23 protein-coding genes are annotated in these 24,870 nt (G+C 64.9%); 14 read left to right on the top strand and 9 right to left on the bottom strand.

Annotated elements, in window-relative coordinates; genetic code table 11:
* The first annotated feature begins 93 nt into the window (after positions 1 to 93).
* The 8 genes from ASD04_RS19670 to ASD04_RS03685 all read left to right on the top strand — a co-directional run bounded on the left by ASD04_RS19670 (position 94) and on the right by ASD04_RS03685 (position 10,098).
* Positions 94 to 1,338: an HAD family hydrolase gene (locus ASD04_RS19670; RefSeq protein WP_200940218.1), complete on the top strand. Its 1,245-nt coding sequence runs from the start codon at positions 94 to 96 to the stop codon at positions 1,336 to 1,338.
* Between the two features lie 82 nt (positions 1,339 to 1,420).
* On the top strand, positions 1,421 to 2,665 hold the full coding sequence (dinB, locus tag ASD04_RS03655; RefSeq protein ID WP_056252601.1) for a DNA polymerase IV: 1,245 nt from the start codon (positions 1,421 to 1,423) through the stop codon (positions 2,663 to 2,665).
* A 217-nt stretch (positions 2,666 to 2,882) separates the two neighbouring features.
* A complete protein-coding gene (locus ASD04_RS03660) occupies positions 2,883 to 4,397 on the top strand; it encodes an ABC transporter substrate-binding protein (RefSeq protein WP_056252602.1) in 1,515 nt (504 codons plus the stop codon).
* Between the two features lie 49 nt (positions 4,398 to 4,446).
* Positions 4,447 to 5,406, top strand: coding sequence for an ABC transporter permease (locus tag ASD04_RS03665; protein WP_056252604.1), 960 nt, complete (start codon positions 4,447 to 4,449; stop codon positions 5,404 to 5,406).
* Positions 5,406 to 6,245 (top strand): ABC transporter permease, encoded by an 840-nt coding sequence (locus ASD04_RS03670; RefSeq protein ID WP_056252607.1) that lies wholly within the window; start codon positions 5,406 to 5,408, stop codon positions 6,243 to 6,245. The genes ASD04_RS03665 and ASD04_RS03670 overlap by 1 nt, the downstream gene beginning before the upstream one ends.
* Positions 6,242 to 7,972: an ABC transporter ATP-binding protein gene (locus tag ASD04_RS03675; protein ID WP_056252610.1), complete on the top strand. Its 1,731-nt coding sequence runs from the start codon at positions 6,242 to 6,244 to the stop codon at positions 7,970 to 7,972. Before ASD04_RS03670 ends, ASD04_RS03675 begins: the two co-directional genes overlap by 4 nt.
* On the top strand, positions 7,969 to 8,970 hold the full coding sequence (locus tag ASD04_RS03680; RefSeq protein ID WP_056252612.1) for a serine hydrolase domain-containing protein: 1,002 nt from the start codon (positions 7,969 to 7,971) through the stop codon (positions 8,968 to 8,970). The genes ASD04_RS03675 and ASD04_RS03680 overlap by 4 nt, the downstream gene beginning before the upstream one ends.
* 9 nt (positions 8,971 to 8,979) lie before the next feature.
* Positions 8,980 to 10,098 carry an anhydro-N-acetylmuramic acid kinase gene (locus ASD04_RS03685; RefSeq protein WP_056252615.1) on the top strand — a complete coding sequence of 373 codons (1,119 nt, stop codon included), beginning with the start codon at positions 8,980 to 8,982 and terminating at the stop codon, positions 10,096 to 10,098.
* A 203-nt stretch (positions 10,099 to 10,301) separates the two neighbouring features.
* Here the strand turns inward: ASD04_RS03685 and ASD04_RS03690 are convergent, their stop codons facing one another.
* From ASD04_RS03690 to murQ, 9 genes are all read right to left on the bottom strand, one after another.
* Positions 10,302 to 10,718, bottom strand: coding sequence for a GNAT family N-acetyltransferase (locus ASD04_RS03690; protein ID WP_056252618.1), 417 nt, complete (start codon positions 10,716 to 10,718; stop codon positions 10,302 to 10,304).
* 5 nt (positions 10,719 to 10,723) lie between these two features.
* Positions 10,724 to 11,632: an ABC transporter ATP-binding protein gene (locus ASD04_RS03695; RefSeq protein WP_056252619.1), complete on the bottom strand. Its 909-nt coding sequence runs from the start codon at positions 11,630 to 11,632 to the stop codon at positions 10,724 to 10,726.
* On the bottom strand, positions 11,629 to 12,447 hold the full coding sequence (locus ASD04_RS03700; protein ID WP_056252624.1) for an ABC transporter ATP-binding protein: 819 nt from the start codon (positions 12,445 to 12,447) through the stop codon (positions 11,629 to 11,631). Before ASD04_RS03700 ends, ASD04_RS03695 begins: the two co-directional genes overlap by 4 nt.
* On the bottom strand, positions 12,444 to 13,331 hold the full coding sequence (locus ASD04_RS03705) for an ABC transporter permease (RefSeq protein ID WP_056252627.1): 888 nt from the start codon (positions 13,329 to 13,331) through the stop codon (positions 12,444 to 12,446). The genes ASD04_RS03700 and ASD04_RS03705 overlap by 4 nt, the downstream gene beginning before the upstream one ends.
* A 3-nt stretch (positions 13,332 to 13,334) precedes the next feature.
* Positions 13,335 to 14,312 (bottom strand): ABC transporter permease, encoded by a 978-nt coding sequence (locus tag ASD04_RS03710; RefSeq protein WP_056252631.1) that lies wholly within the window; start codon positions 14,310 to 14,312, stop codon positions 13,335 to 13,337.
* 243 nt (positions 14,313 to 14,555) lie between these two features.
* Positions 14,556 to 16,211: an ABC transporter substrate-binding protein gene (locus tag ASD04_RS03715; protein WP_056252634.1), complete on the bottom strand. Its 1,656-nt coding sequence runs from the start codon at positions 16,209 to 16,211 to the stop codon at positions 14,556 to 14,558.
* A gap of 33 nt (positions 16,212 to 16,244) precedes the next feature.
* Positions 16,245 to 17,267 (bottom strand): glycoside hydrolase family 3 N-terminal domain-containing protein, encoded by a 1,023-nt coding sequence (locus tag ASD04_RS03720; RefSeq protein WP_056252637.1) that lies wholly within the window; start codon positions 17,265 to 17,267, stop codon positions 16,245 to 16,247.
* A complete protein-coding gene (locus ASD04_RS03725) occupies positions 17,264 to 17,752 on the bottom strand; it encodes a GNAT family N-acetyltransferase (RefSeq protein WP_200940227.1) in 489 nt (162 codons plus the stop codon). Before ASD04_RS03725 ends, ASD04_RS03720 begins: the two co-directional genes overlap by 4 nt.
* A 5-nt stretch (positions 17,753 to 17,757) precedes the next feature.
* The gene (murQ, locus tag ASD04_RS03730; protein WP_056252643.1) at positions 17,758 to 18,693 is read right to left on the bottom strand and encodes an N-acetylmuramic acid 6-phosphate etherase; all 936 of its coding nucleotides are present in this window, start codon (positions 18,691 to 18,693) and stop codon (positions 17,758 to 17,760) included.
* Positions 18,694 to 18,894: 201 nt separating this feature from the next.
* Between murQ and ASD04_RS03735 the strand changes: the two genes are divergently transcribed.
* The 6 genes from ASD04_RS03735 to ASD04_RS03760 all read left to right on the top strand — a co-directional run bounded on the left by ASD04_RS03735 (position 18,895) and on the right by ASD04_RS03760 (position 24,870).
* Complete coding sequence (locus ASD04_RS03735; RefSeq protein WP_056252645.1) at positions 18,895 to 19,743, top strand: MurR/RpiR family transcriptional regulator; 849 nt, start codon at positions 18,895 to 18,897, stop codon at positions 19,741 to 19,743.
* 268 nt (positions 19,744 to 20,011) lie between these two features.
* Entirely contained in the window at positions 20,012 to 21,085 is a 1,074-nt protein-coding gene (ugpC, locus tag ASD04_RS03740) for a sn-glycerol-3-phosphate ABC transporter ATP-binding protein UgpC (RefSeq protein ID WP_056252648.1), read from the top strand.
* 30 nt (positions 21,086 to 21,115) lie between these two features.
* Positions 21,116 to 22,357, top strand: coding sequence for an extracellular solute-binding protein (locus tag ASD04_RS03745; RefSeq protein ID WP_056252650.1), 1,242 nt, complete (start codon positions 21,116 to 21,118; stop codon positions 22,355 to 22,357).
* A 70-nt stretch (positions 22,358 to 22,427) separates the two neighbouring features.
* Positions 22,428 to 23,348 carry a sugar ABC transporter permease gene (locus tag ASD04_RS03750; RefSeq protein WP_056252653.1) on the top strand — a complete coding sequence of 307 codons (921 nt, stop codon included), beginning with the start codon at positions 22,428 to 22,430 and terminating at the stop codon, positions 23,346 to 23,348.
* A complete protein-coding gene (locus ASD04_RS03755; protein ID WP_200940219.1) occupies positions 23,345 to 24,208 on the top strand; it encodes a carbohydrate ABC transporter permease in 864 nt (287 codons plus the stop codon). The genes ASD04_RS03750 and ASD04_RS03755 overlap by 4 nt, the downstream gene beginning before the upstream one ends.
* Positions 24,205 to 24,870, top strand: coding sequence for an N-acetylmannosamine-6-phosphate 2-epimerase (locus ASD04_RS03760; RefSeq protein WP_056252655.1), 666 nt, complete (start codon positions 24,205 to 24,207; stop codon positions 24,868 to 24,870). Before ASD04_RS03755 ends, ASD04_RS03760 begins: the two co-directional genes overlap by 4 nt.

A 24,870-nucleotide genomic window follows, 5' to 3' on the forward strand; every position in this document is an offset into this window, starting at 1 on the left:
GTCGTAAATTTACCTTCGGAGGCGGCTTGCGGTATGAACCTGAAAACGATTACAAGATTGGAGACTATTATTTCAGGTGCCGAGGAAGCCTCCATGCCGCAATCAACCCGACCCGCAACAAGCGCGGAAATCGACCTGGCGCGGCGCCTGGCGCCGGTCGTCCGGTTTTGCGACAACGAGCCGTTCCTGCCCTCCCGGGTTGGCGTGACGGTGCTGGACACCCCTGCCCGCTCGCCCTCGACGGGTATTCCCATCGTCTTCGAAGCCGGGGTCGCCAAGGTCATCGAATATGCCATCTGGTGGGACTGGGACATCCAGCACCTCTATGAACTCGAGCATATCTGGCTCAAGCTCGATGCTGATGACAGCGTGGTGGCGGTCGAAGCCAGCGCCCATGGCGGCAAGCTCGCCATGCAACTGCCCGGCGGCGCGCTACCGCTGGAAGAAGGGCGGGTGACGCTGGTATCGACGCCGGGCAAGCATGCCTTCACGGCCACAGCCGACGCGCAGGCACAGGACGCCGAGCTCACCGTGGTTTCCTGCCAGGAACTGGCGGGACGCGCCGGCATTCTCATCAACGACATGTTCCGCGCCGCGCTGACCGAGGTGATGGCGGAGGACCATCGCGCCGTCAAACGCTACCTGCAGGCGCGAGCCTTCCTGCCCGCCTTCGATTTCGGCCAGCGTTTCGCGCTGTCCAGCATCGAATTCATGAGCTGGGAAGCCCTCGCCGCCTGGATTCCCGGTCGCGTCAAGGCCGTGCTCGCCGAAGTCCGGCAGGAGCAACCCCTGCTCAAGGCGGTGTTCCTCGACAGCGGCGACACACTGGTCAACGAGGACAGCGAAAAATTCGATGCCGACGGCTATGTGATCGAAGCAGGCCTTATTCCCGGCGCGCTGGAAATGGTGCGATCCCTGACGAAGGAAGGCTACCGGCTGGCGCTGGTCGCCGACGGGCGGGTGCGCAGCTTCGACACCGTGCTGGGCGGCCACGGCATTGCGCCGCACTTTCACGCCCAGGTGATTTCCGAGTCCGAAGGATGCTCCAAGCCGGACCCGCGCATGTTCCAGAAAGCGATGAGTTCGCTGGGCCTGACGGCGGGGGACGCGGAAACCATCGTCATGGTGGGCAACCACCTCGAACGCGATATCGGTGGCGCCAATAATCTGGGCATTATCAGCATCTGGCAGAGCTGGTCCAGGAAGCGGACCCATATTCCGGCCGACCCCATCGAAGTGCCGCGCTATACCATTCGCTCGCCGGGCGAACTGCCGGGCCTGCTGGCCGATATCGAGCGGCAGATGGCGCGGGCGAAGTCCAACCCCACACCCGGCTGAGCCGCTTTCCCCTGCCGATCCCGGCTTGACGGCGCAGGGCATTTGTTCCCTTTATGTTCTACTCAATGGAACAGGTGCAGGGATGGATGCCGCGACGATCCTTCATGCCGATCTCGACGCCTTCTATGCGTCGGTCGAGCAGATGCTCGACCCTGCCTTGCGCGGCAAGCCGATTGCCGTGGGCGGTGGCGTGGTGCTTGCCGCTTCTTACGAGGCAAAGGCGTTTGGCGTGCGCGGTGGCATGCCCGGGCGGCGGGCGCGGGAACTCTGCCCGCAATTGCTGTTCGTCGGCGGTCATTTCAGCGAATATCAACGGCTCGGCGACGCGGCCATCGCCATTCTCGGCGACTATACGCCGCTGGTGGAGCGCATCTCGATCGACGAGGCTTTTGCCGATGTCGCGGGCACGGCGCATCTGTTCGGTGCGCCGATCGATATCGCCCAGACCATAAGGCGGCGCGTGCGGGAGGAAATCGGCCTGCCCATTTCGGTGGGCGTGGCGCGCACCAAGCACCTGGCCAAGATCGGCTCGCAAGTGGCCAAGCCCGACGGACTGGTGCTGATCGATCCGGCGCACGAGCTGGAATTCCTGCATGACCTGCCAGTCGAGCTGATGTGGGGCGTGGGGCCGGTGACCAATGCAAAACTGGCCGAGGCCGGAATCCGCACCATAGGGCAGCTGGCGGAGATGCCGGGGCAATCGCTGCAGCGGCTGATAGGCCAGGCGGCGGGGCAGAGGCTGGCGGCCCTGGCCTGGAACCGCGATCCGCGCGTGATCGAGACGCATCGCCGCGCCCGCTCGGCCGGGGCGCAATCGGCGCTGGGCCGCAAGCCATTCAGCGAGCATGTGTTTCGCCCGACGCTGCGGCTGCTGGCGGACCGCATCGGCTCGCGCCTGCGCAACAAGTCCCTGTCCGGCCGAACGATAACGGTGCGGGTGCGCTTTGCCGACCTGCGCGCGGTGACCCGCTCGATCACCCTGCCCGCGGCCGTGGCGGCAACGACCATTCTAGCCGAGGTCGCGGAAGACCTGGTGTGCGGCGTGCGGCAGGATTATCCGCGCGAAGGCACCATTTCGCTGCTGGCCATTTCGGTATCGCATCTGGCGCCGGCCGCGGGGCTGCAACTGGAATTCGGTCTCGGCCTCGCCGATGAACCGCGCCGTCCCGGCGCGAAAACCGGCGCCGCGCGCTGGCAGGCCGACCGGGCAATGGACGCGGTGCGCGGGCGCTTTGGCTGGGAGGCGATCGGCTATGGGTCGGTGGTGCTGGAAGCGCCGCGCGCAGTGCCGGACGCCTTCCGCGAACTGGCGGAGAAGGAGCTCTGAACATCGGGGAAAATGCAATCCAAATGCAGACCAGTGTAGTACCACTCTCGACATCGGCCATGGATCGCTTAAGCTCGATATCAGACAGCCCCGACCGCGGCGGGCATCTGGGATACGTGCTGCTGCCGCATGCAGAAAACGGGGAGAAGTCTGGCGGCTCAGGGTCATCGAAGTGCGGCCTGGCGCCCGAAAAACAGGCACTTCCAAGGGGAAGAGAATGCAGATGAAATTCACCCGAACCGTTCTTGCCGGCATGGCGGCGATGCTGCTTTCAACGGCGCTGGCGCTGCCGGCGCAGGCCGCCGAGCTGCGCATGGCATGGTCGCAGGATGCCACCGGTCTCGACCCGCATACGCAGACCGCGTTTTCCTCGCTGCGCCTGCTGGAACTCATCTATGAGCCGCTGGTGCGGCTCGACGCCAAGCTCGATGTCGTACCGGCTGTGGCCGAATCCTGGAGCTTTTCCGACGACGGCCTGACGCTGACCTTCAAGATCGACGCCAATGCCAAGTTCAGCGATGGCGCGGCGGTCACCTCGGAAGACGTCAAGGCCTCGTTCGAACGCCTGCTCGACGAAGCGACCGCGGCCGCGGCGCGGTCCAACTTCCTGTCGATTTCCGCGATCGAGGCCCCCGATCCGGCCACGGTGGTTTTCACCCTGTCGCAGCCGGATGCGCCGATCCTGGTGGCCATGGCCACCATCAATGCCGCCGTCGTGCCGGCCAAGGCCATTGCCGATGGCTCCATCGCCACGGCGACGCTGGGCTCAGGCCCCTTCGTGCTGGACCAGTGGGATCCCAATGCAAAGGAAGTGCTGAGCGTCAACCCGAACTGGGCCGGTGGCGATATCGCCTATGACGGCATCACCATTTCGGTGCTGCCGGACGAAACGGCCATCCTGGCTTCGCTGCGCGCCGGCCAGACCGATTTTGCCCTGCTCAACGATCCGCTGGTGGCGACACTGGTGCCCAATGAGCCCAATCTGCAGCTCAACGCGGTTCCGGGCCTCGCCTATAACGTGCTGCAGCTCAATCCGTCGCGGGCGCCGATGGACAATCTCAAGCTGCGCCAGGCCATATCCTGCGCGGTGGACCGCCAGGACATTCTCGATACCGCGCTGGTGGGCGAAGGCAAGGTGACGGGGCCGCTGACCATGCCCGCCTATGCCAGCGACCCCTCGACGCTGTTCTGCTATGAGCAGGACCTCGAAAAGGCCAAGGCGCTGATGGCGGAATCCGGCGTGGACGGCTTTACCGCCAAGGTCATCGCCGCAACGGGCGAACCGCCGGTTGCCTCGGCCGAGGCGCAGGTGCTGCAGAGCCAGTTGGCCGAAATCGGTATCACGCTCGAAATCGAGCTGATGGAGCTCAACGTCTATGTCGACCGCTGGCTGGCCGGCGACTTCGACATGGCCGTGGCCCTCAATGGCGGCCGGCCCGACCCCTATCCGATGTATAACCGCTACTTCACCAAGGAGGGCAACCTGGTCAAGGTATCGAACTTCACCGATGACGAGATCGACAGCCTGCTGCAGCAGGGCCGGGTCGAAACCGACATCGCCAAGCGCAAGGAAATCTTCCAGAAGTTCGAGGCCCGGCTGGCCGAGCTTTCGCCCTGGATATGGCTCTCCACGTCGAACCTCTACACGGCGCAGCTCAAGACCGTGTCCGGCTTCGAATCGTCGGCCACCGGCACGCTTTTCGGCGTAACCAAGATCACGCTGGCCCAATAAGCCAATCGGGCGGGCCACGGCCCGCCCACCCACAAATCGGGCGGGATTCATGAACTACCTGGCGCGGCGGCTGCTGACTTTCCCGCTGATCCTGCTCGGCGTTTCGCTGCTGGTGTTTTTCTCGATCAGGATGATCCCTGGCGACGCAATCACCGCCATGCTCGGCACCGAGGCGGGATTGCTTACGCCGGTGCAGCGGCAAGCGCTTGCGGCCTATTTCGGCATCGACCAGCCGGTCGTGGTGCAATATGGCCGCTGGCTCGCCGGGCTGCTGCAGGGGGACCTGGGCATTTCGGTCACCTATGGCAAGCCGGTGCTCACGGTCATCCTCGAACGCTTCCCGCTGACGCTGGAACTGGCGCTGCTCGCCATGGTCATCGCGCTGGGTATCGGCGTTCCCGCCGGCGTGCTGGCGGCAACCAACAATGAGCGGTCGACCGACGTCGTGGTGCGCATCCTGGCCATGCTGGGCCAATCGACGCCGGGCTTCGTGGTCGGGCTCGTCATCATCTACGTGCTGTCGGTCTATTTCGGCTTCGTCCCGGCCATGGGCAGTTTTACCCCGCTCTGGACCGATCCGCTGGCCAATCTCGGCCAGTTGATCTTTCCCGCGGTGACGCTGGGCTTTGCCTTTGCCGCCTCGGTGACCCGCATTTCGCGCTCGGCCATGCTCGACGTGCTGAGCGACGACTATATCCGCACCGCGCGGGCCAAGGGTGTGCCGGGGCGCAGCGTGGTGTGGCATCACGCGCTGCCCAATGCGCTTATCCCCGTGGTGACGCTGAGCGGGGTCGAATTCGGCTATCTGCTGGGTGGGGCCGTCATCGTCGAGCAGATTTTCGCGCTGCCGGGGCTGGGGCGGCTGACGCTCGATGCCATCGGGCAGCGCGACTATGCGCTGGTGCAGGGCTGCGTGCTGTTCGTCGCCTTCAATTTCCTCATCGTCAACCTGCTGGTCGACCTGGCCTATGCCGCGCTCGACCCGCGCATCCGGCTGGGTGCGCGCTGATGCGGATCGTCAGGGACATCGCCGCTCATCCGACCGGCCGGGTGGGTGCTGCCATCATCCTGCTCTATCTGCTGCTGGCGCTGTGCGGCGCGCTCGGCCTGACGCCGCATGACCCGCTCCAGCAATTCCGCATCGACCGGCTGCAGGCGCCCAGCGCGACCTACTGGATGGGTACCGACCTGTTCGGCCGCGACACCGCGAGCCGGCTGATGATCGGCATCGGCCATTCCTTCATCATCGCTTTCGCTTCAGTGGGGCTGGCAACGCTGTTCGGGACACTGATCGGGCTGCTGGCCGGGTGGTGGGGCGGGCTGGCCGACGGACTGTTCATGCGTGCCATGGACGTATTGCTGGCCTTTCCGGCGATCCTGCTGGCGCTGCTCATTATCGCCGTTACCGGCCCCGGCACCTTCACCAGCATCGCGGCCATCGCCATCGTCTATACGCCGATTTTCGCGCGGGTGGTGCGCGGGCCGACGCTGTCACTCAAGCGGCGCGACTTTGTCGACGCGGCGCGGACCTTCGGCAGTTCGCAGCGCTATATTCTCAGCCGCCACCTGCTGCTCAACCTGGTGGCGCCGCTGACCGTGCAGGTGACGCTGGCGCTGGCCTGGGCGCTGCTGACCGAGGCCGGGCTGAGCTTTCTGGGGCTGGGCACGCAGCCCCCGGCCCCGTCGCTGGGGCTGATGATGAGCGAGGCGCGCAACCTCATGCAGCAGGCGCCGTGGCTGCTGGTGTTTCCGGGGCTCACCATCATGCTCGGCATCCTGGGCTTTAACCTCTGCGGCGATGCCCTGCGCGATATTCTCGACCCGCGAACCCAGCGGAGGACGGCATGAGCCCGCTGCTGTCGGTGCGCGACCTGACGGTCGCCTTTGGCAAGGATGCCAGTGAGCCGGTGGTCAGGGGCGTGAGCTTTGAGCTCAATCCCGGCGAAACGCTGGCCATCGTGGGCGAGAGCGGGTCCGGAAAGTCGGTCACAGCGCTGTCGATCAACCGGCTGGTGGATTTCGGCGGGGGTCGCATCGTGGGTGGGTCCATGCGCCTGACCCGGCCGGACGGGGCAGTACTCGAGCTGTCGCAGGCCGAGGAGAGGACGCTGGTGGACATACGCGGCAGGGAGATCGGCATGATCTTTCAGGAGCCGATGACCTCGCTCAATCCGGTCCATACGGTAGGGGCGCAGATCGAGGAGGCGTTCCGGCTGCATCGGGGGCTGGTGGGCCAGGCGGCCCGGCAGGCGGCAAGGGAGGCGCTGGACCGGGTGCGGATTGCGGATGCGGAGCAGCGCCTGCGCTATTATCCGCACCAGCTTTCGGGCGGCATGCGGCAGCGCGTGATGATCGCCATGGCGCTGGCGGGCAATCCGCGCCTGCTGATCGCGGACGAGCCGACGACGGCGCTCGACGTGACGGTGCAGGCGCAGATCATGGCGCTGCTGGCCGAACTCCGGGCCGAAACCGGCATGGCGATGATCTTCATCACCCACGATATCGGCCTTGTCGCCGGCATAGCCGATCACGTGCTGGTGATGCAGAACGGGGTGGCGGTGGAACAGGGCCGGCTCGATGCCGTTCTCGACGCGCCGCAGCATGACTATACGCAACACCTGCTGAATGCGGTGCCCCATTTCAGCGGCGGCCGGGCCGTGCGCGCTGATGGCGCACGAGCCGAAGGCGGCGAGCGGCCGATGGTGGCGGTCAAGGATCTCGTGGTCCGGTTTCCGGTGGGCCGGGGGCTGTTTGCCCGTAATGCCGGGGCGGTTCATGCCGTCGAAGGCGTGGACTTTGACCTCGTGCAGGGCGAGACGCTGGCCATCGTGGGAGAAAGCGGGTCGGGCAAATCCACCACTGCACGGGCCATTCTCGGGCTGGTCGAGGCCACGCGCGGCACCGTGGACGCCGCCAGCGGACAGGGCGGGCGACCAATACAGATGGTGTTCCAGGACCCGTTTGCCTCGCTCAATCCGCGGCTCGATGTGGAGAGCCTGCTGGCCGAACCGGCGATAGCGGCGGGGCGGCGTATTGATGCGGCGTTGCGGGAGCGCATGGGCTTCCTGCTGGAAAAGGTGGGCCTGCCGGCCAATTGCCTGGTGCGCTACCCGCATCAGTTTTCGGGCGGACAGCGGCAGCGGCTCTGCATCGCGCGGGCGCTGATGCTCAACCCCGACGTGGTGGTGCTGGACGAGGCGGTGTCGGCGCTCGATGTTTCGGTGCAGGCCAAGGTGCTCGACCTGCTGATCGATCTGCAGCGTGAGTTCGGGCTCGCCTATTTGTTCATTTCGCATGACATGGCGGTGGTCGAGCGCATCGCGCACCGCGTGGCGGTGATGTATGCCGGCCAGATTGTGGAAATCGGCGGTGCCGGCGCGGTGCTGTCGCGGCCGCGGCACAGCTATACGAGGCGCCTCATTGCCGCCGTGCCGGGCATGGACCGCCGCCGCCAGCGCTATGATGTCGATACGACCCCGGTCCCCTCGCTGGTCCGGCCCAGGGGCTACGAGCCGCCGCAGGCCGACTGGATCGAGGCCGGGCCCGATCATCTTGTTCGCATGGAGACAGCATGACTCTCGAAGTCACCTTCGATCGCGCCTTTGCGCCGCTGGCCGAGGCGGTGGGTGCCGGTCGCATTCCCGGCGGGGTGCTGGGCATTGTGGATGCGTCGGGGCAGCGGGTGACGCGGGCCATCGGCGAGGCGCAGCGTGTGCCGCTGGTCAGGCCGATGAGCGAGGCGACCTGGTTCGACCTGGCGTCGCTGACCAAGGTGCTGTTCACGACGCCGCGTATTCTGGCGCTGGCCGAGGCGGGAAGGATCGATCTCGATGCGCCGCTGATCAGCGCCATCCCCGATTTCGCGCAGTACAATCCCGACAATTGGCAGCGAAAAATCACGTTCCGCCAATGCCTTGGCCATCAGACGCCGTTTCCGGGGGTGTTTCCGCTCTATACCTATGGCACCGACCCGAACCAGTTGCGGCATTTCGTGCTGCAGAATGACTGGCGGGCGGGGCCGGCGGTGTATTCGGACATCAATTTCATCCTGCTCGGCATCGCCATCGAGCGGCTGGAGGGGCGGACGATCAGAGAAATCGAGCCAGGGCAAGGGTTAGCCTGGGGTGCCGACCCGGCACAGGCGGCAGCAACCGAAAGCGATCCGTGGCGGGGCCGGATGCTGTGCGGCGAGGTTCATGACGAGAATTGCGCGGCGCTGCAGGGGTCGGGCCATGCGGGGCTTTTCGGCACCGTTTCGGCGGTACTCGAATTCGCATCTGGGGTGCTTGACGCTAGCAGACTGTCAGCATTTGACGTCACCCTCATGCGAAAAGCGCTGAGCGCGCGCCGCACCCATGGCTGGGAGCGGCCCTATGAGGGATGGTCGGGCGGCGAGCATTGTTCACCCGAAACCATCGGCCATACCGGGTTCACCGGAACGGGATTGTGGATCGACTTTGCTCATGGCCATGCCTGGACGCTGCTGACCAATCGCGTGCACCCGACACGGCATTTCGACAGCGGCATCTTTGCCCTGCGGCGCGCCGTGGGCGACGCCATCAACACGAATTGAGGACTGAGCATGGAGCCGATCTGGACGATTGGGCTGATGACCGGAACGGTGCTGGACGGCAATATCGACATTGCCATGGTCAAGACGGATGGGGAGACCATAGCGAGCTTCGGCCCCTATACGCTGGCGCCCTATAGCGGAGAGGTGCGGGCCCTGCTGGAAGAGACCCTGGCACAGGCGCGCAAATGGAACTTCGAGGGGCCGGAACCGGACATTTTCGGCCGGGCGGAAGAGGCGCTGACGCAGGCGCAATCGGAGGCGGTGCGCAGCTTCGTCGCGGCGTCGGGCATGCAGATGAGCGATATCGGGGCGGTGGGCTTTCATGGCCAGTCGGTGTTGCACCGAGCGCCGCAGCCGGGGCGTATCGGCGACACGCGGCAATTGGGCGATGGCGCCTTGATGCATGAGATGCTGGGAACGCGCGTGGTGCATGACTTCCGCACGGCAGACGTGCGGGCCGGCGGCCAGGGCGCGCCATTGGCGGCGGCCTATCACCGGGCGCTGCTGCGGCGGCTCGGCAGCGTCGATGGCGATACGGCGGTGCTCAATCTCGGTGGCGTGGCCAATGTGACATGGTGGGATGGTGCCGACCGGCTCATTGCCTTCGATACCGGGCCGGCCAATGCGCCGATCAACGATTTCGTCAAGGCGCATGGCCGGGGCGAGATGGACCGCGATGGCGCCATCGCGGCGCGGGGCGTGGTGGATGAGGTGCGGCTGCATGACTTGCTGAAACATCCCTATCTCTCGGCACCCTCCCCTAAATCGCTGGATCGGTTTGATTTTTCCGCGAGCATGGCCGATGGGCTCGACCTCGAGACCGGGGCGGCTACGCTGACGGCCTTTACGGCGAGCGCCGTGGGCAAGGCGCTGGACCTGTTGCCGCAACGACCGACGCGGCTGATCGTATCGGGCGGGGGACGGCATAATCCGACGCTGATGCGGATGCTGGGCGAGCGGGCGGGCGTGGCGGCGGTGGATGCGGATAGAGTCGGCTGGCGCGGTGATGCCATCGAGGCGGAGTGTTTTGCTTTTCTGGCGGCGCGGGTGTTGCGGGGATTGCCGATCAGTTTTCCGACGACGACGGGGGTGCCGGCGCCGATGACGGGTGGGAAGATTGCGGGGTAGGCGCCCGCCTCGACCACTGAGCGGCTCTTCCCCTTTGACGCAGGGCTATCGCATATGGAGTGGAGCCGAAAGTCACCCTGAGGAGAGAGGGAGCCCACGCTCGGTGGGCTGATGGAGCTGGTCCGTCATTCGATATCGATGGCCAACCGCCCCCCACCTTGATCCCTCCCCGCAAGGGGGGAGTCGACTGCGGCATCCCTGCCTTACAATGCTTTCTGCAGAAACGTCCGGGTGCGGCCTTTGGGGAAGTTGGGGAGGCTGCCGAAGGGGGTGTAGCCGGCGCGCTGGTAGACGGTGAGGGCGAGGGGATTGAAGGTGTCGATCCAGGCGCCGTGGCAGCCGCGGTGGCGGGCTTCGGTTTCGGCCATGTCGAGCAGGCGGGCGGCCCAGCCCTGGCCGCGTTGGGATTCGGCCAGCCAGAGCCATTGGATGTAGAGCCAGCCCCAGGCGGTGTAGCCGGAGAGGCCGCCGAGGATGGTGCCGGCTTCATCGCGCAGCAGGACGGCGAGCGGCTGGCGGTTGGAAGGACCGACGTCGCTGTCGTTGAAGGCGGTCAGGCTGTCGCCGATGGTGGCGAGGTCTGCCGGGGTGGGATTGGCGGTGAGGGTGAGGGTCGGCATGTGATCTACGGAATCGGGCGGATGAAATGGTTTTCGGCCACCTGCTGAATCTCGGGCTGTGGCAGCGCCGATTGGCGGCGGATGGTTTCGATGCGGCTCAACTCGCTGTCGGGCGGGGTTTCGGCGAAGGGGCGGTCGGGGTCGGGCACGGCCGAGAGCAGCAGGCGGGTATAAGGGTGGCGGGGATCGCCCAGCACGCTTTCCATGGCGCCCCATTCGACGATCTGGCCGGCATACATGACCATGATGTCCTCGGCCACATAGCGGGCGGTGGCGATATCGTGGGTGATATAGAGCAAAGCCAGGCCGAGTTCGGCCTTCATGTCGTTGAGCAGGTTGAGGATGCCCAGTCGCACGGAGACGTCGAGCATCGAGGTCGGCTCGTCGGCCACGATGACCTGCGGATTGACTGCCAAGGCGCGGGCGATGGAAATGCGCTGGCGCTGGCCGCCGGACAGTTCATGCGGATACTTGGCCATCACCAGAGCCGGATCGAGCTTGACCCGCGCCAGCAGTTCTTCGATGGCGGCCGTCCGCCCTGCCCCGTCAAGGCGCGGCTGATGCAGCCGTAGCGGGCGCTCCAGGTGATAGCGGACGGTATGGACCGGGTTCAGCGATGAAAACGGGTCCTGAAACACCATCTGCACCGAGGCGCGATAGGCCTTGAGGGCCTTGGCGTCGCCCTTGCCCAGCGGCGTGCCGCGGAACAGCAACTGGCCTGCATCGGGCTGGTATTCGCGCATGATGAGCCGGGCCGCGGTGGTCTTGCCGGAGCCGGACTCGCCCACCAGCGCCAGGGTGCGGCCGGGATGGAGGGCGAAGGAGACCGAGCGTGCAGCGTAGACCGGCCGGTCGGCATGACCGAAGACTTTGGAGACATTGTCGAGGGCCAGAATGGGCGAGGCCTGGATCATGGGGCGCTCTCCTGGCGGATTTGTGCGCCATGCAGCTTGGGCATAGAGGCCCAGAGACGCCGCGTATAGTCGTGCCGGGGATCGGTATAGATGGTGCGGGCCTGGTTGACCTCGACCAGTTCGCCTTCGAGCATGATGCCGATGCGATCGCTGACCTGCACCATCAGGCCCAGATCGTGGGTGATGAACAGGACCGAGAAGCCCAGTTCCTTGCGCAGCTTGTCGATGCGCTGCAGGATTTCGCGCTGCACCACCACGTCGAGCGCGGTGGTGGGCTCGTCCATGATCAGCAGCTTGGGGTTGAGGGCCAGGCAGATGGCGATGACGACGCGCTGGCGCATGCCGCCCGAGCATTGATGCGGATAGGACGTGAGCCGGTCGGGCGAGATGTCGACCAGCTTGAGCAGTTCGGCGGCGCGGGCGCGGGCGGCTTCACGGGTGATTTTGCCATGGGCCCGCAGCACGTCATAGAACTGCTCCTCGACGGTCAGCACCGGATTGAGCGAGTTCATGGCGCTCTGGAACACCATGGCGACTTCGCGCCAGCGAAAGCGGCGCAACTCCTCATCATCGAGTGCAAGCACGTCGCGTCCGCCGACCAGTATCTGGCTGCCGGTGCGGATCAGCGCCGGGGGACGATGCAGGCGGCTGACGGCGAAGGCGATGGTGCTCTTGCCGCAGCCGGATTCGCCGGCCAGCCCGAAGAATTCGCCGGGGGCGATATCGAAGCTGACATTTCTCACGGCGTGAAAATCGGTGTCGGACCCGACATAGTCGATATTGAGACTGCGGATGGAGAGGACCGGATCGCTCACAGCTTGCCCTCCCCGAGGCGGACCATGCGGGTCCAGCGGTTCAGCATGCCGCCGGTGCGGAGGCGCGGATTGGCGATTTCGTCGATGGCGAAGTTGATGAGTGCCAGGCCGAGGCCGAGCAGCGCCAGCGCGATGCAGGGCGACAGCAGATCCCACCAGGCGCCGACCGACAGGGCCGAGGCATTCTGGGCATTGTAGAGCATGATGCCCCAGGAGACGGTGTTGGGATCGCCCAGGCCGAGGAATTCCAGCGTCGCCTCGGTGATGACGGCGAAGATGACGCTGCCGATGAAATTGATGCCGACGATGGAAATGAGGTTGGGAAAAATCTCGAAGGCCATGATGCGCCAGCCGGGTTCGCCCAGCATTTCGGCGGATTTGACGAAATCGCGCTGGCGGATGGAGAGCGTTTCCGAGCGGGTGACGCGCACGCCCCAGGCCCAGGAGGTGAAGCCGAGAATGATGGCGATGACCAGGGGGCTCGCCTGGCCGATAAAGGCGGCCAACACCAGCAGCAGCGGCAGGTTTGGCACCACCAGCACCATATTGGTGAAGAAGTTGATGACCTCGTCGACCACCCCACCCTTGTAGCCGGCGATGATGCCGAGGACGGTGCCGATGACGGTGATGAGGAGGCCCGCGCCGAAGCCGACGGCCAGCGAGACGCGGGCGCCATGAACCAGGCGCGAGAAAACGTCATGGCCGATGCGGGTGGTGCCCAGCCAATGCTCCCAGGATGGGGGCTGATGCGGGCGGCCGACGCGCTTGACCGGGCTGTATTCGGTCAGCAGCGGGGCGAAGATGGCCACGAGGATGACCAGGATGAGGATGGCGAGGCCGATCAGGGCCTTGCGATTATGCAGCAATTGATTGAGCAGCTTCATCGATCAGGCCCCCTTGAGGCGCGGATCGAGCAGGACATAGCTCAGATCTACGGCAAAGTTTGAAATGAGCATGGCGGCGGTCATGATCAGCAACTGGCCCTGGATGACCGGATAGTCGCGGGCGAGTATGGCCTGGTAGAGCGTGTTGCCGAGGCCGGGATAGTTGAACACAACCTCGGTCACCAGCGAGCCGCCCAGGATGGTGCCGACGGCGATGGCGAGGCTCGATACGGTGGGCAGCAGGGCATTGCGCGCCGCATACCATAGCATGACGTTGCTGTCGGTCAGGCCCTTGGCGCGGCCCATGACGATATAGTCCTCGCCGAGCAGGTTGATCATGTTGTTGCGCATGGTCACGGCAAAGCCACCGGTCAGCACGATGACCAGGGTCAGCATGGGCAAGGCGCCGTGATAGAGCACGCTGGATATGTAGGTCCAGTCGAGGCCCGGATCGAGCATGGGATCGGCGGCGTAGCCATTGGGGAACCAGCCCAGGGTATAGCCGAAAACGAAGAGCACGATCAGCGACACCACCACGGCGGGGACCGAACTCGAAAAGATGGCGGCCAGCGACACGACGGAGTCGAACAGGGTGGCGCGGCGCCAGGCGGCCATGACGCCGAGGAAGGAGCCGAGGGTGAAGCTGATGAGGGTGGCGAGGCCCACCAGGCCCACGGTCCAGATCAGCGCCCGGCCCAGCAGGTCGGTGACCGGAAGGGGGAAATACTTGATGGAGCGGCCCAGATCGCCGGTGAAGACGCTCTTGAGGTAGGACAGATATTGCTCGTGCAGCGGCGCGTCGATGAAGCCGAAGGTCAGCTTGAGGGCGTTGAGATTGTCCAGCGACAGCTCCGAGCCGGCGCTGGCGAACATGATCTCGATGGGGTCGCCCGGCATCAGGCGGGGCAGGAAGAAGTTGATGGTGGCGGCGGCGATGAAAGCCGCGAGGTAGAATGCCAGGCGCCGCAGCAGAAAGGCCATGGTGATGTGTTCCTTTCCTGGGTCTGTGGGGACCACTGAGCGGGGGCTCCCTCTCCCCTCGAGGGGAGAGGGTGGGGTGAGGGGTTCAGTGCGGGTGGAGGCAACAGCGCCTGCCGCGACGCTGAACCCCTCACCCGACCCTTCGGGTCGACCTCTCCCCTCAGGGGAGAGGTGACTTCGGCTCCACTCCACAGACGCTACCCTCCCCGCGAGGGGGAGGGTGACGACTGCGTGCTTCGAAGCTTATTCTACCGGATCGAGGTCCAGCAACTGGAGCAGGCGGGCCGGGTTGGCGTTGGAGACGACGGGGGAGTATTTCGGGTCGTCGGCATCGGCCCAGCCGGTGAAGCGGGTGGTGTTGTATTCGTAGAAGCTGGGGCTGTTATAGACCGGGATGACCGGCATGGCCTCGGCGACGATGAGCTGGATCTTGTCCATGATCGCCTTCTGCTCGGCCGGGTCCTTGATCTGCGAATACTGGTCGAGCAGGTCCATCACCTCGGCATTTTCCCAATGCGGGGCGGTGAAGCGGCTCTTGCCGAAATCGTCCGGATTGAACGAACGGCGGTAGGGGAAGTAGGGGTCGGCCGCCGAAGCCAGGGCGTTCAGCGTCATCGAATACTTGCCCTCGATCAGGTCCGAGGTCCAGACGGCGGCTTCCGGGGTGCTCATCTTCACGTTGATGCCGGCCTCGGTCAGGCTTTCCATGGTGATTTGGACCGCGTCGATCCAGTCGGTCCAGCCATTGGGCACTTCGATGTCGATGGCGATCGGGGTGCCGTCGGGATTGTCGCGGAAGCCATCGCCGTCAGCATCGACATAGCCGGCCGCATCGAGCGCGGCGACGCCGGCTTCGAGGTCGAACTTGCCGTATTGACCGTATTGGGTGGCGACTTCGGGATTGGCGAAGGACTTGTAGAGCTCGCCCAGCATGGAGGGATCGTCGTTGATCAGCGGATAGCCGTAGCCGGCGATATCGATGATGGTCTGGCGATCCACCAGCATGGAGAGGGCGCGGCGGAAGTTGACGTCGGTGAACGCCTTGCGGTTGTTCTCGTCGGGCGTGACCATGCTGAGCTGGAAGGACACCAGGCTCGACGGGGTGAACCAGTACTTGTGGTGTTCGGGGTCCTTGGCGACGAAGGTGTTGTCGATGTCGGGGATGAAGCTGGTCGCCCAATCGAGCGTGCCATCGGCCAGGGCCGCGAGCACCTGCGGGTTGTCGGCGAGCTGGGGCAGACGCATGCAGTCGACCTTGAGATTGTCCGCATCCCAGTAATTGGGGTTGCGGCACTGCTCGTAGACCTGCGGGGTGAAGCGGGTGATTTCGGTGAGCGGGCCGGAGCCCACCGGATTTTCGTTGGCGAAGGTCACCGGGTCGGCGATATCGGCCCAGACATGCTCGGGGACGATGGGCATGCCGACGATGGTGTTGGCGATCAGCGAGTTGGGCTCGTTGAGGTTGAAACGCACCGTGCGGTCATCGACCTTTTCGACCGATGCCAGCAAAGCCGAAACCGAGATGAAATCGAGGGCCGGGAACTGCTTGATGTAGTCGTAGGTGAAGACGACGTCGTCAGCGGTCAGCGCTTCGCCATCCGACCATTTGAGGCCATCGCGCAGGGTGAAGGTGATCGACTTGAGGTCGTCGGCCAGTTCGAAGCTCTCGGCCAGGCGGAAATGGGGCTGGTTGCCCTTGAGGCGGTTGAACACCACCAGCGGCTCATAGATGAAATCGAGGGTAGTGGCGCGGGCCGAGGTCTGGCCGAACGGGTTGAAATTGCGCACATAGGTCGTGGTCTGTTCGGAGCTGGCCGTCAGCACCGCCTGGGCGCTGGCCGGGGCCACCGAGGCCAGTAATGCGGCGGAAACGGCCGCGATCAGCGAAGTTCTAAGCATTCCAGTTTTCTCCTCTGTTATTGCGGCCGCGCATCACGCGAAGCCGTTCTCCCTGAAAATCTGTTCCACTTCGGCATGGAGCGCCTTGACGTCCACCCTGGCGGTGCCGAGCCGCGCCTGGGCCCGGGCGATGCGGCCGAGGCTTTCCTCGGTCAACGGCCGCGCTGCATGTGCCGCGGCCAGGCTCGCGGCAAGATCGCCCTGGCTGTGCAGGGCAATGTCGTAGCCGGCATCGAGTGCGGCGCGCACGCGCTCCGGCCAGGTGCCTTTCAGCGCCTCCATGGTGAGGCAATCGGTGATCAGCACGCCGTCGTAGCCGAGGTCGCGGCGGATGAGATCACAGACCGATGGCGACACGGAGGCCGGGCGCTCGGGATCGATGCGGGTGAAGATCAGATGCGCCACCATGGCCCAGGGCGCGTCGCGGAGCGCGATGAAGGGGCGGAAATCGGTGTGCAGCATGTCCTCGATGGAGGCGTCCACCACAGGGCAATCGAAATGCGGATCGACGGTGACGCGGCCATAGCCGGGGATGTGCTTCATGATCGGCATTTCGCCGGTTTCGAGCATGGCGTCGATGACCACGCGGCCCATGGCGATGACGAGATCGGGATCGTCGCCGAAGGCGCGCTGGCCGATGACGTCATGGGTGCCTGAACGGGCGAGGTCGACTACGGGTGTCGTGCCGCTGCCGATGGTCAGCTCGGCCATCATCGAGCCCATGGCCAGGGTCGAGAGGCGCAGGGCGCGCTTGCCCAGTTCGATGTCCTTGCGGGCCAGGGCGCCGAAACTGCCGAGATTGCGGAAGGATGGCCAATTGCCATTGTCGAGCCGCTGCACGCGGCCGCCCTCCTGGTCGATATAGACCGGGGCATCGTCACGACCCACCGCCTCGCGGAACTGGGCGCAGAGGCGCCGGACCTGGTCGGGATTGTCGATATTGCGGCGGAAGAGAAAGAGACCGAACGGGTTCACCTCGCGGAAGAAGGCTATTTCGGAGGCCGACAACTGGTAGCCCGGCATGCCGACAAAGAGGGCCAGTGGCGTGGTCATCACCCGGCTGCTCCCGGCTTGATGCGCAGCAGGCCCTGATAGATATCCTCGTTGTCGGAGGGGATGGGCATGGCGCCGGCAGCCTTGACGTAGAAGTCGACCGGACCGGCAGAGCCGATGACGGCATAGGCATAGCCCTGGGCCTTCATGGCGACGAGGGCGCGATGGAACAGCGCCAGGCCGATGCCCCTGCCCCGCTGACTCTCGGCAACGCCGGTAGGACCGAAGAAGCCGCGGGCGGTGGCGTCGTAGCAGGCAAAGCCGACCAGTTGGCCATCGACCACGGCGATGAGGCAACCGGGCGGCTGATGGGCCATGGCGGCGCCGACTTCGCTGACCCAGTATTCGCTGAAATGGGTGCGAACCCAGTCCTTGACAATGTGCTGCTCGGGCGGCAGGGCGACGCGGATCACGGCCTCGACGGCTTCGGCGCGCTGGCGCAGGTCGTCCAGCTTGCGGCTATAGAGATTGACCAGCAGGTCCATGATGGCCCCTAGCTCGCCGCGCGCGGCTGATGCTGCGCGGCGGCGCGGCGCAGGAAGCCGTCGGCTTCGACCAGCGCCAGTTCGCCGGCGCGGGCGTCGAGACCGGTCAAGGCCATGAGGATGGCGAGCTTCACGTTGTTGTTGCTTTCGGCGAGATAGTGCTCGGCCTCGTCGGCGGTGCAGCCGGTGACTTCGACCAGGATGCGGGTGGCGCGGGCGGCCAGCTTTTCGTTGCTCACCGACAGGTCAACCATGAGGTTTTCATAGGACTTGCCGATGCGGATCATGCTGGCGGTGGTCAGCATGTTGAGCACCAGCTTCTGTGCGGTGCCGGACTTGAGGCGGGTGGAGCCGGTAAGGGCTTCGGGGCCGACCACCGGGGAAATGGCGATATCGGCCATGCGGGCGATGGCCGAATCCGGATTGCAGGACAGGGCTACGGTGACGGCGCCGATGCCTGCGGCATAGTCGAGGCCGCCGATGACATAGGGCGTGCGGCCGCTCACGGCGATGCCGACCACGACATCCTTTGCGGACAGGCCGATCTTTTCCAGGTCGCGGCGCCCTTCCCCGCGGTCATCCTCGGCGCCTTCGATGGGATGACGCAGGGCGCGATCACCACCGGCGATCAGGCCGATCACCATGCCCTCGGGCACGCCGAAGGTCGGCGGACATTCGGAGGCATCGAGCACGCCGAGACGCCCGCTGGTGCCGGCCCCCATATAGACCAGCCGGCCACCGGCCTTGAAGGCGTCCACGACCTTGTCGACGGCGGCGGCGATGTGGGGGAGTTCCTGCTGGACGGCACCGGCGACCTGCGCGTCCTCGGCATTCATGGCGCCAAGAATCTGCTGGGTCGACATGAGGTCGATCTGCACGGTGGCGGGGTTTCTGGCTTCCGAGACCAGTTGCCCCAGCTCGGCCATCAGCACGCTCTTTGCCATCGTGTCCCTCACTCGAATTCTGCCGGGATGCTAGGAGCGATTATTCCTCAAGTCAACGAAGTGTGGAATATTGTATTCCTAATTAGATCCGCCTGTGCACAATGAGCAGGACGCGACAGCAAGCGGTCCATTGCCATCGAGGGGGCACGGAATTAGTGGTGCGACCCGTCGGGCCGGTTGCCGACGCTCAAGGGAGAAGGCATGTCGATACTCAAGGCTCTCAGCGCGCAACTCGATTCCCTGACCGCGGCCGACCGGCAGATCGCGCAATTCATCATCGACCACCCCAATGAGATGCTCGCCATGTCCTCGGCGGCGCTGGCGGAAGCGACGGGACGCAGCCAATCGAGCGTAGTGAAATTCAGCCAGAAGCTGGGGTATGGCGGCTATCAGCAGCTCAAGCTGGCGGTGAACAAGGCCAAGGCGCTGGAATGGCAGGCCCCCGGCGGGGTGATCCACGGTACGATCGACGCCAGCGACAGCTACATGACCATCCTGCAGAAGCTGATCGGCAGCAAGCTGCTCTCGATGCGCGAGACTTCGGCTGCCAACTATGAGCATACGATCGACGCGGCCCTGGAGGCGCTGGGAAATGCTCGCAAAATCCAGCTCGCCGGGGTCGGCGCATCCTCGCTGGTGGCGCGGGATTTTTCCTACAAGCTGCTGAAACTTGGGCGCTCGGTGCTGATGGACAGCGACAGCCATATCCAGATCGCCAATGCTTCGGCGCTGAACGGACAGGATACGCTGCTGGCGCTGTCGCATTCGGGCCGGAGCCTTGAAACGCTGCGCATCGCCGAAGTCGCCAAACGGCGGGGCGCCAAGGTGATTTCGGTCACCGGGCTGCAACCCAATCCGCTGCTCGACGTGGCCGATATCCACCTGTTCACAGTTGCCGACGAGGAAAGGGTCCGCTCCTCGGCCATCACCTCGCGCGATGCGCAGTTGATGCTGATGGACATGCTGTTCATCCTGCTGGTGCGACAGCAGGTCGATGCGCATGACTATGTCCACAACAGCGAAAGCGCCGTGACGGTGCTGAAGGCGTGAAGGTCTGAAGAGGCCGGGGTGAGAGGTCAGGCTCCTCGGCAGGAGCCGCGGCGCTGAACCCCTCACCCGGCGCTGCGCGCCGACCTCTCCCCTCAGGGGCGAGGTGGTTTGCGCTCCACGCCCTATGCGGGCGCCCGACGAACTTGTAATATTCTATTCTTGACAGGCGTCCATTTTGGAATTCAGTATTCCAATCGTCGGTCGCATACCTGGGAGAGGCGTGCCCGCGCTGGCGCGACGCCCCATCGGCGGCGGCCAAGGAGGAAACTTGGCTCAACTGTCACTCCGCGGCATCAAGAAGCGCTTCCGGAATACCGAGGTGCTGCACGGCATCGACCTCGAAATCGGGGATCGGGAATTCGTGGTGTTCGTGGGGCCGTCCGGCTGCGGCAAGTCGACCCTGTTGCGGTTGATCGCCGGGCTCGACCCGATGACGGATGGCGAATTCCTGCTCAATGGCCGGCGCATGAACGAAGTGCCGCCATCGCGGCGCGGCATCGCCATGGTGTTCCAGTCCTACGCGCTCTATCCGCATATGGATGTCTACGAAAACATGGCCTTTGGCGCGCGCCTGATGGGGCTCGACAAGGCCGAGGTGGAGCGGCGCATCGCCGAGACGACGCGGATGCTGCGGCTGGAGGAATTGCTGCAGCGCAAGCCGCGCGAATTGTCGGGCGGCCAGCGGCAGCGCGTGGCCATCGGCCGGGCGCTGGTGCGCAAGCCCGAAGTGTTCCTGCTCGACGAGCCGCTTTCCAATCTCGACGCGGCCTTGCGCTCGGAAGTGCGGCTGGAGATTGCCAGGCTGCATCACGATATCGGCGGCACCATGATCTATGTCACGCATGACCAGGTCGAGGCCATGACGCTGGCCGACAAGATCGTGGTGATGAATGCCGGGCGCATCGAGCAGGTCGGCTCGCCGCGCGAACTCTACGAGACGCCGGCCAATACCTTCGTCGCCACCTTTATCGGCTCGCCGCGCATGACGCTGCTCGATGTGACGCGGGATGGCGAGCGGCTGGTGATGGCGGATGGTGGCAGTATCGCGGTGGGCGCCCTGCCCGCAGGTTCGGCCTTCAGGCTCGGCCTGCGCTCCGATGCAGTCAGGCTGGCCAGGGGCCAGGGCGACGGCTTTGCCGGGCAGGTCGTCTATACCGAATACCTGGGCGACAATGCCTATGTCTATGTGCGCCTCGCCGACGGCACGCTGCTGGCCGCGCGCACCGCCCCCAATGACAGTTTCGCACCCGATGAACCGGTGACCGTCCGCGTCGATCCGGGCTCGGTGCATTTCTTTTCCGCCGAGGATGGCCGGCGGCTGACGCAACAAGCGGCAGAATAAGTCCATGCCAGATAAAAGAGAGGGAGAAAAATGAATACCAATCTCATCCGCATCGGCGCAGCCCTGGGGGCCGTGCTCGTCGCCGCCCCGGCGCTCGCCCAGGACCTGACATTCTGGAGCTGGCGCCAGGAAGACCGCGCCGCCTATGAACAGTTCATCGATACGTTCGAGGCGGCCAATCCTGGCATTACGGTGAAGTTCGAGACCTTCGAAGCGGCCAATTACAACACCATCCTGTCGACGGCTTTGGCCGGCGGCGTCGGCCCCGACGTGATGATGGTGCGCGCCTATGGCGGGCTCGAAAACGTGGCTTCGGCCGGGTATCTCGAGCCGCTCACCACTGAATCGGTGCCGGCGCTGGCCGAGTTTGCGGCCCCGGCCGTGGCGGCGGAGTCGATGCGCTCGGACGGCAAGATCTATGCCGTGCCGTTTGCCAGCCAGACCCAGTTGGTCATCTACAACAAGGCCATTTTCGACGCCAATGGCCTCAGCGAACCGCAGAGCTGGGATGAGCTGGTTGCCGCAAGCCAGACGCTCAAGGATGCCGGCGTGATCCCCTTTGCCAACGGCACCGCGACTGCCTGGCAGAACGAGACCGTGACCTTCGGGCTCGGTTCCTCGCTGATGGGCAAGGGGTTTTATGACGAGCTGATGGCCGGCACCGCCGACTTTACCGATGCACGGTTCACCGACGCCCTGGCTGCGGTCAACGCGGTGGCGCAGGACTACTTCCCCGATGGCTTTATCGGCCTCGACTACCCTTCCGCCCAGCAGTTGTTCAGCTCGGGCATGGCCGGCATGTTCATCGGCGGCTCCTATGAGATGGCGACGTTCAAGGCGCAGAATCCGGATATCGAGCTGGGCGTGTTCGCCGCGCCGGGCAAGACCGCCGAGGATGCCAAGCTGGTCGGGCTCTATTTCGACGGCGGCTATGCGGCCAATGCGGCCGGCGCCAACAAGGAAGCCTCGATCAAGTTCCTCAACTATCTCGCCAGCAAGGAATTCGGCCAGGCCTTCGCCAATACGCTGAGCAATATCTCGACCGTTCCGGGCGTCAGCTTCGACAATCCCCTGCTGGCCGAGGTCAACGAGCTCAACCAGTCCTCGATCCCCTATCTGATGCTGGCGCATTTCCGCTATGGCGAGCCCTCCGGCTCGGTGCTGATCCAGAGCGAGATGCAGAAGCTGTTCGCGGGCGAAACCACGCCCGAAGCGATCGGCGAGGCGCTGACCACCGGCCTGGCGGCCTGGTACGAGCCTTTCCAGAACTAAGCCTGCCCTCCCGGCGGCACCCCTCCCCTGTCCCGGGGGAGGGGTATTTCTCGCGAAGAGAGCGAACCCAATGCCCCACCTTCGGATGACCGGCCGAGGCCTCTGGATCACCGCCCTCATCGTGCCGCCGCTGGCGTTCGTGGCGGTGTTCATCGTCTACCCGATCCTGTCGGCCTTCGCCTATGCCTTCTTCGACTGGCAGGGGCTGCGCCGGGGCGAGTTCGTCGGCTTCGACAATTTCTTCACGGTGCTGTTCGTCGAGCCCTACCGGAGCTGGACCATCAACGCCTTCAGCCACAATATCATGGTGTTCTTCGCGCTGATGGTGCTGCAGAACGGACTGGGCTTCATCCTGGCCTATGCCTTGTGGCGGGAATTGCCGGGCGCGCGCTTCCATCGCGTGGCCGTGTTCCTGCCCGTGGTGCTGTCCACCATCATCGTGGCCTATCTGTTCAAGCTGTTCCTGCATCCGCTGTTCGGGGTGGTCAATGTCAGCCTCAAGGGCATCGGGCTCGGCTGGCTGGCCCAGCCGTGGCTGGGGCAGAGCGACACGGCGCTATGGTCGCTGATCGCCGCGCAATCCTGGCATATGGTGGGGTTTCCGACCCTGGTATTCCTGGCCGGCATGCAGCGCATTCCGGGGGAAATCCTCGACGCGGTACGTATGGAAACCCAGAGCGAATGGGTCAAAATCTCCAGGATCGTCTGGCCGCTCGTGGCGCCCAGCGCCACCATCGTCTTCACGCTGCTGTTCGTGGGGGCGTTCAACTGGTTCGAGCTGCCCTATATCATGGCCGGGCTCGATGGCTCGCCATTCGGCTCGACTGACGTGCTGGGGCTCTATTTCTACCGCACCGCCTTTGGCAACGTCTCGTCCGGCCAGCAGGATTTCGGCCTCGGCAGCGCGCTGGCTGTGCTGATCTTCGTGTTCATCGCCCTCATCGCCGGCATCATCACGGTGCGGCTGCGCGCCAGGGAGATCCAGCTGTGAGCGCCGCCGGCACAATCGACTATGATCGCCGGGGACTGCTCGGCACGCTGGGCCGGGACGGGCTGCTGCAGATCATCCTCATCGCCAACACCATCCTGATGCTGGCGCCCATCGTCATCATGGTATTCTCGGCGTTCAAGACGACGCCGCAAATCTTCCAGTCGCCGTTTGGGATTCCCGATTTCGGCCAGGTGGCGAACTTCGCCAAAATCTGGACGCAGACCAATTTCCTGCGCTACCTGTTGAACTCGTTCTTCGTCACCGGCGCCTCGATGGTGCTGATCCTGACGCTGGGCACCATGGCCGCCTATGCCATCGGGCGCTACCAGTTCAGCGGGGCGAGCTTCATCCTGATGTTCTTCCTCGCCGGGCTGACGCTGCCGCTCAAGCTGGCCATCATCCCGCTGTTCATGCTGATGCGGGATCTGTCCATCCTCAACAATCAGCTGTCGCTGATCTTTGTCTATACGGCGATGGGCCTGCCGACGACGGTCTTCATCATGACCGGCTTCATCCGCACGCTGCCCAGCGAGCTGGAAGATGCGGCGCGGATGGATGGCGCCAGCGAAGCGCGCATCATGTGGTCGATCATGCTGCCGCTGGTGCGGCCGGCCATGGTGATTGCCGGCATCCAGAACGTGGTGCCAATCTGGAACGATTTCTTCTTCCCGCTGGTCTTCATCCAGAACGACGACCTCAAGACCCTGCCCCAGGGCCTCACCACCTTCATGGGGGAATATACCACCGACTGGGGCGTGCTGTTCTCGGGGCTGACGCTGTCGGCCGCGCCCATCGTGGTGCTGTATATCGTGCTGTCGCGGCAGTTCATCGCCGGCATGACATCGGGAGCGGTGAAATGAAGCTGACGCGCGGCCTCATCGTTTCCTGCCAGGCGCGGGCCGACAATCCGCTGCACGGCCCCCAATTCATGGGCGCCATGGCGCTGGCGGCGCGTGACGGCGGGGCGGTGGCCATTCGCGCCAACGGCCCGGAGGACATTGTTGCGGTCCGGGCGGCGGGCCTGCCGGTCATCGGCATCCACAAGGTGTTTTCCGACCGCTACCCGGTCTATATTACGCCCCACTTCGCCGCCGCCGCGGCAATCGTCGCGGCCGGCGCGACCATCGTGGCGCTCGATTGCACCAATCGCCCACGCGACGGGGAGGCCCCTGCCGTGCTGGTGCGCCGCATTCGCGAAGAACTGGGCGCCGAGGTCTTTGCCGATATCTCCACGGTTGACGAAGGGCTGGCCGCCGCCGATCTTGGCGCAACCTATGTGGCGACGACGCTTTCGGGCTATACCGAGGCCACCCAACCCAAACCCGCGGAGCCGGACCTGGCCTTGCTCGAAACGCTCGCTGCGCGGCTGTCCGTGCCGGTTGTCGCCGAAGGCCGCTATAACACGCCGGCTCTGGTGCGGCGGGGTTTCGAGGCCGGGGCGCATGCCGTGGTCGTCGGCACGATGATCACCAATCCGCGCGAAATCACCCGCCTGTTCGTGGGTGAAGGCGTGCCCCGTTGA

The sequence above is a fragment of the Devosia sp. Root436 genome, assembly GCF_001426345.1.
Lineage (GTDB): Bacteria > Pseudomonadota > Alphaproteobacteria > Rhizobiales > Devosiaceae > Devosia.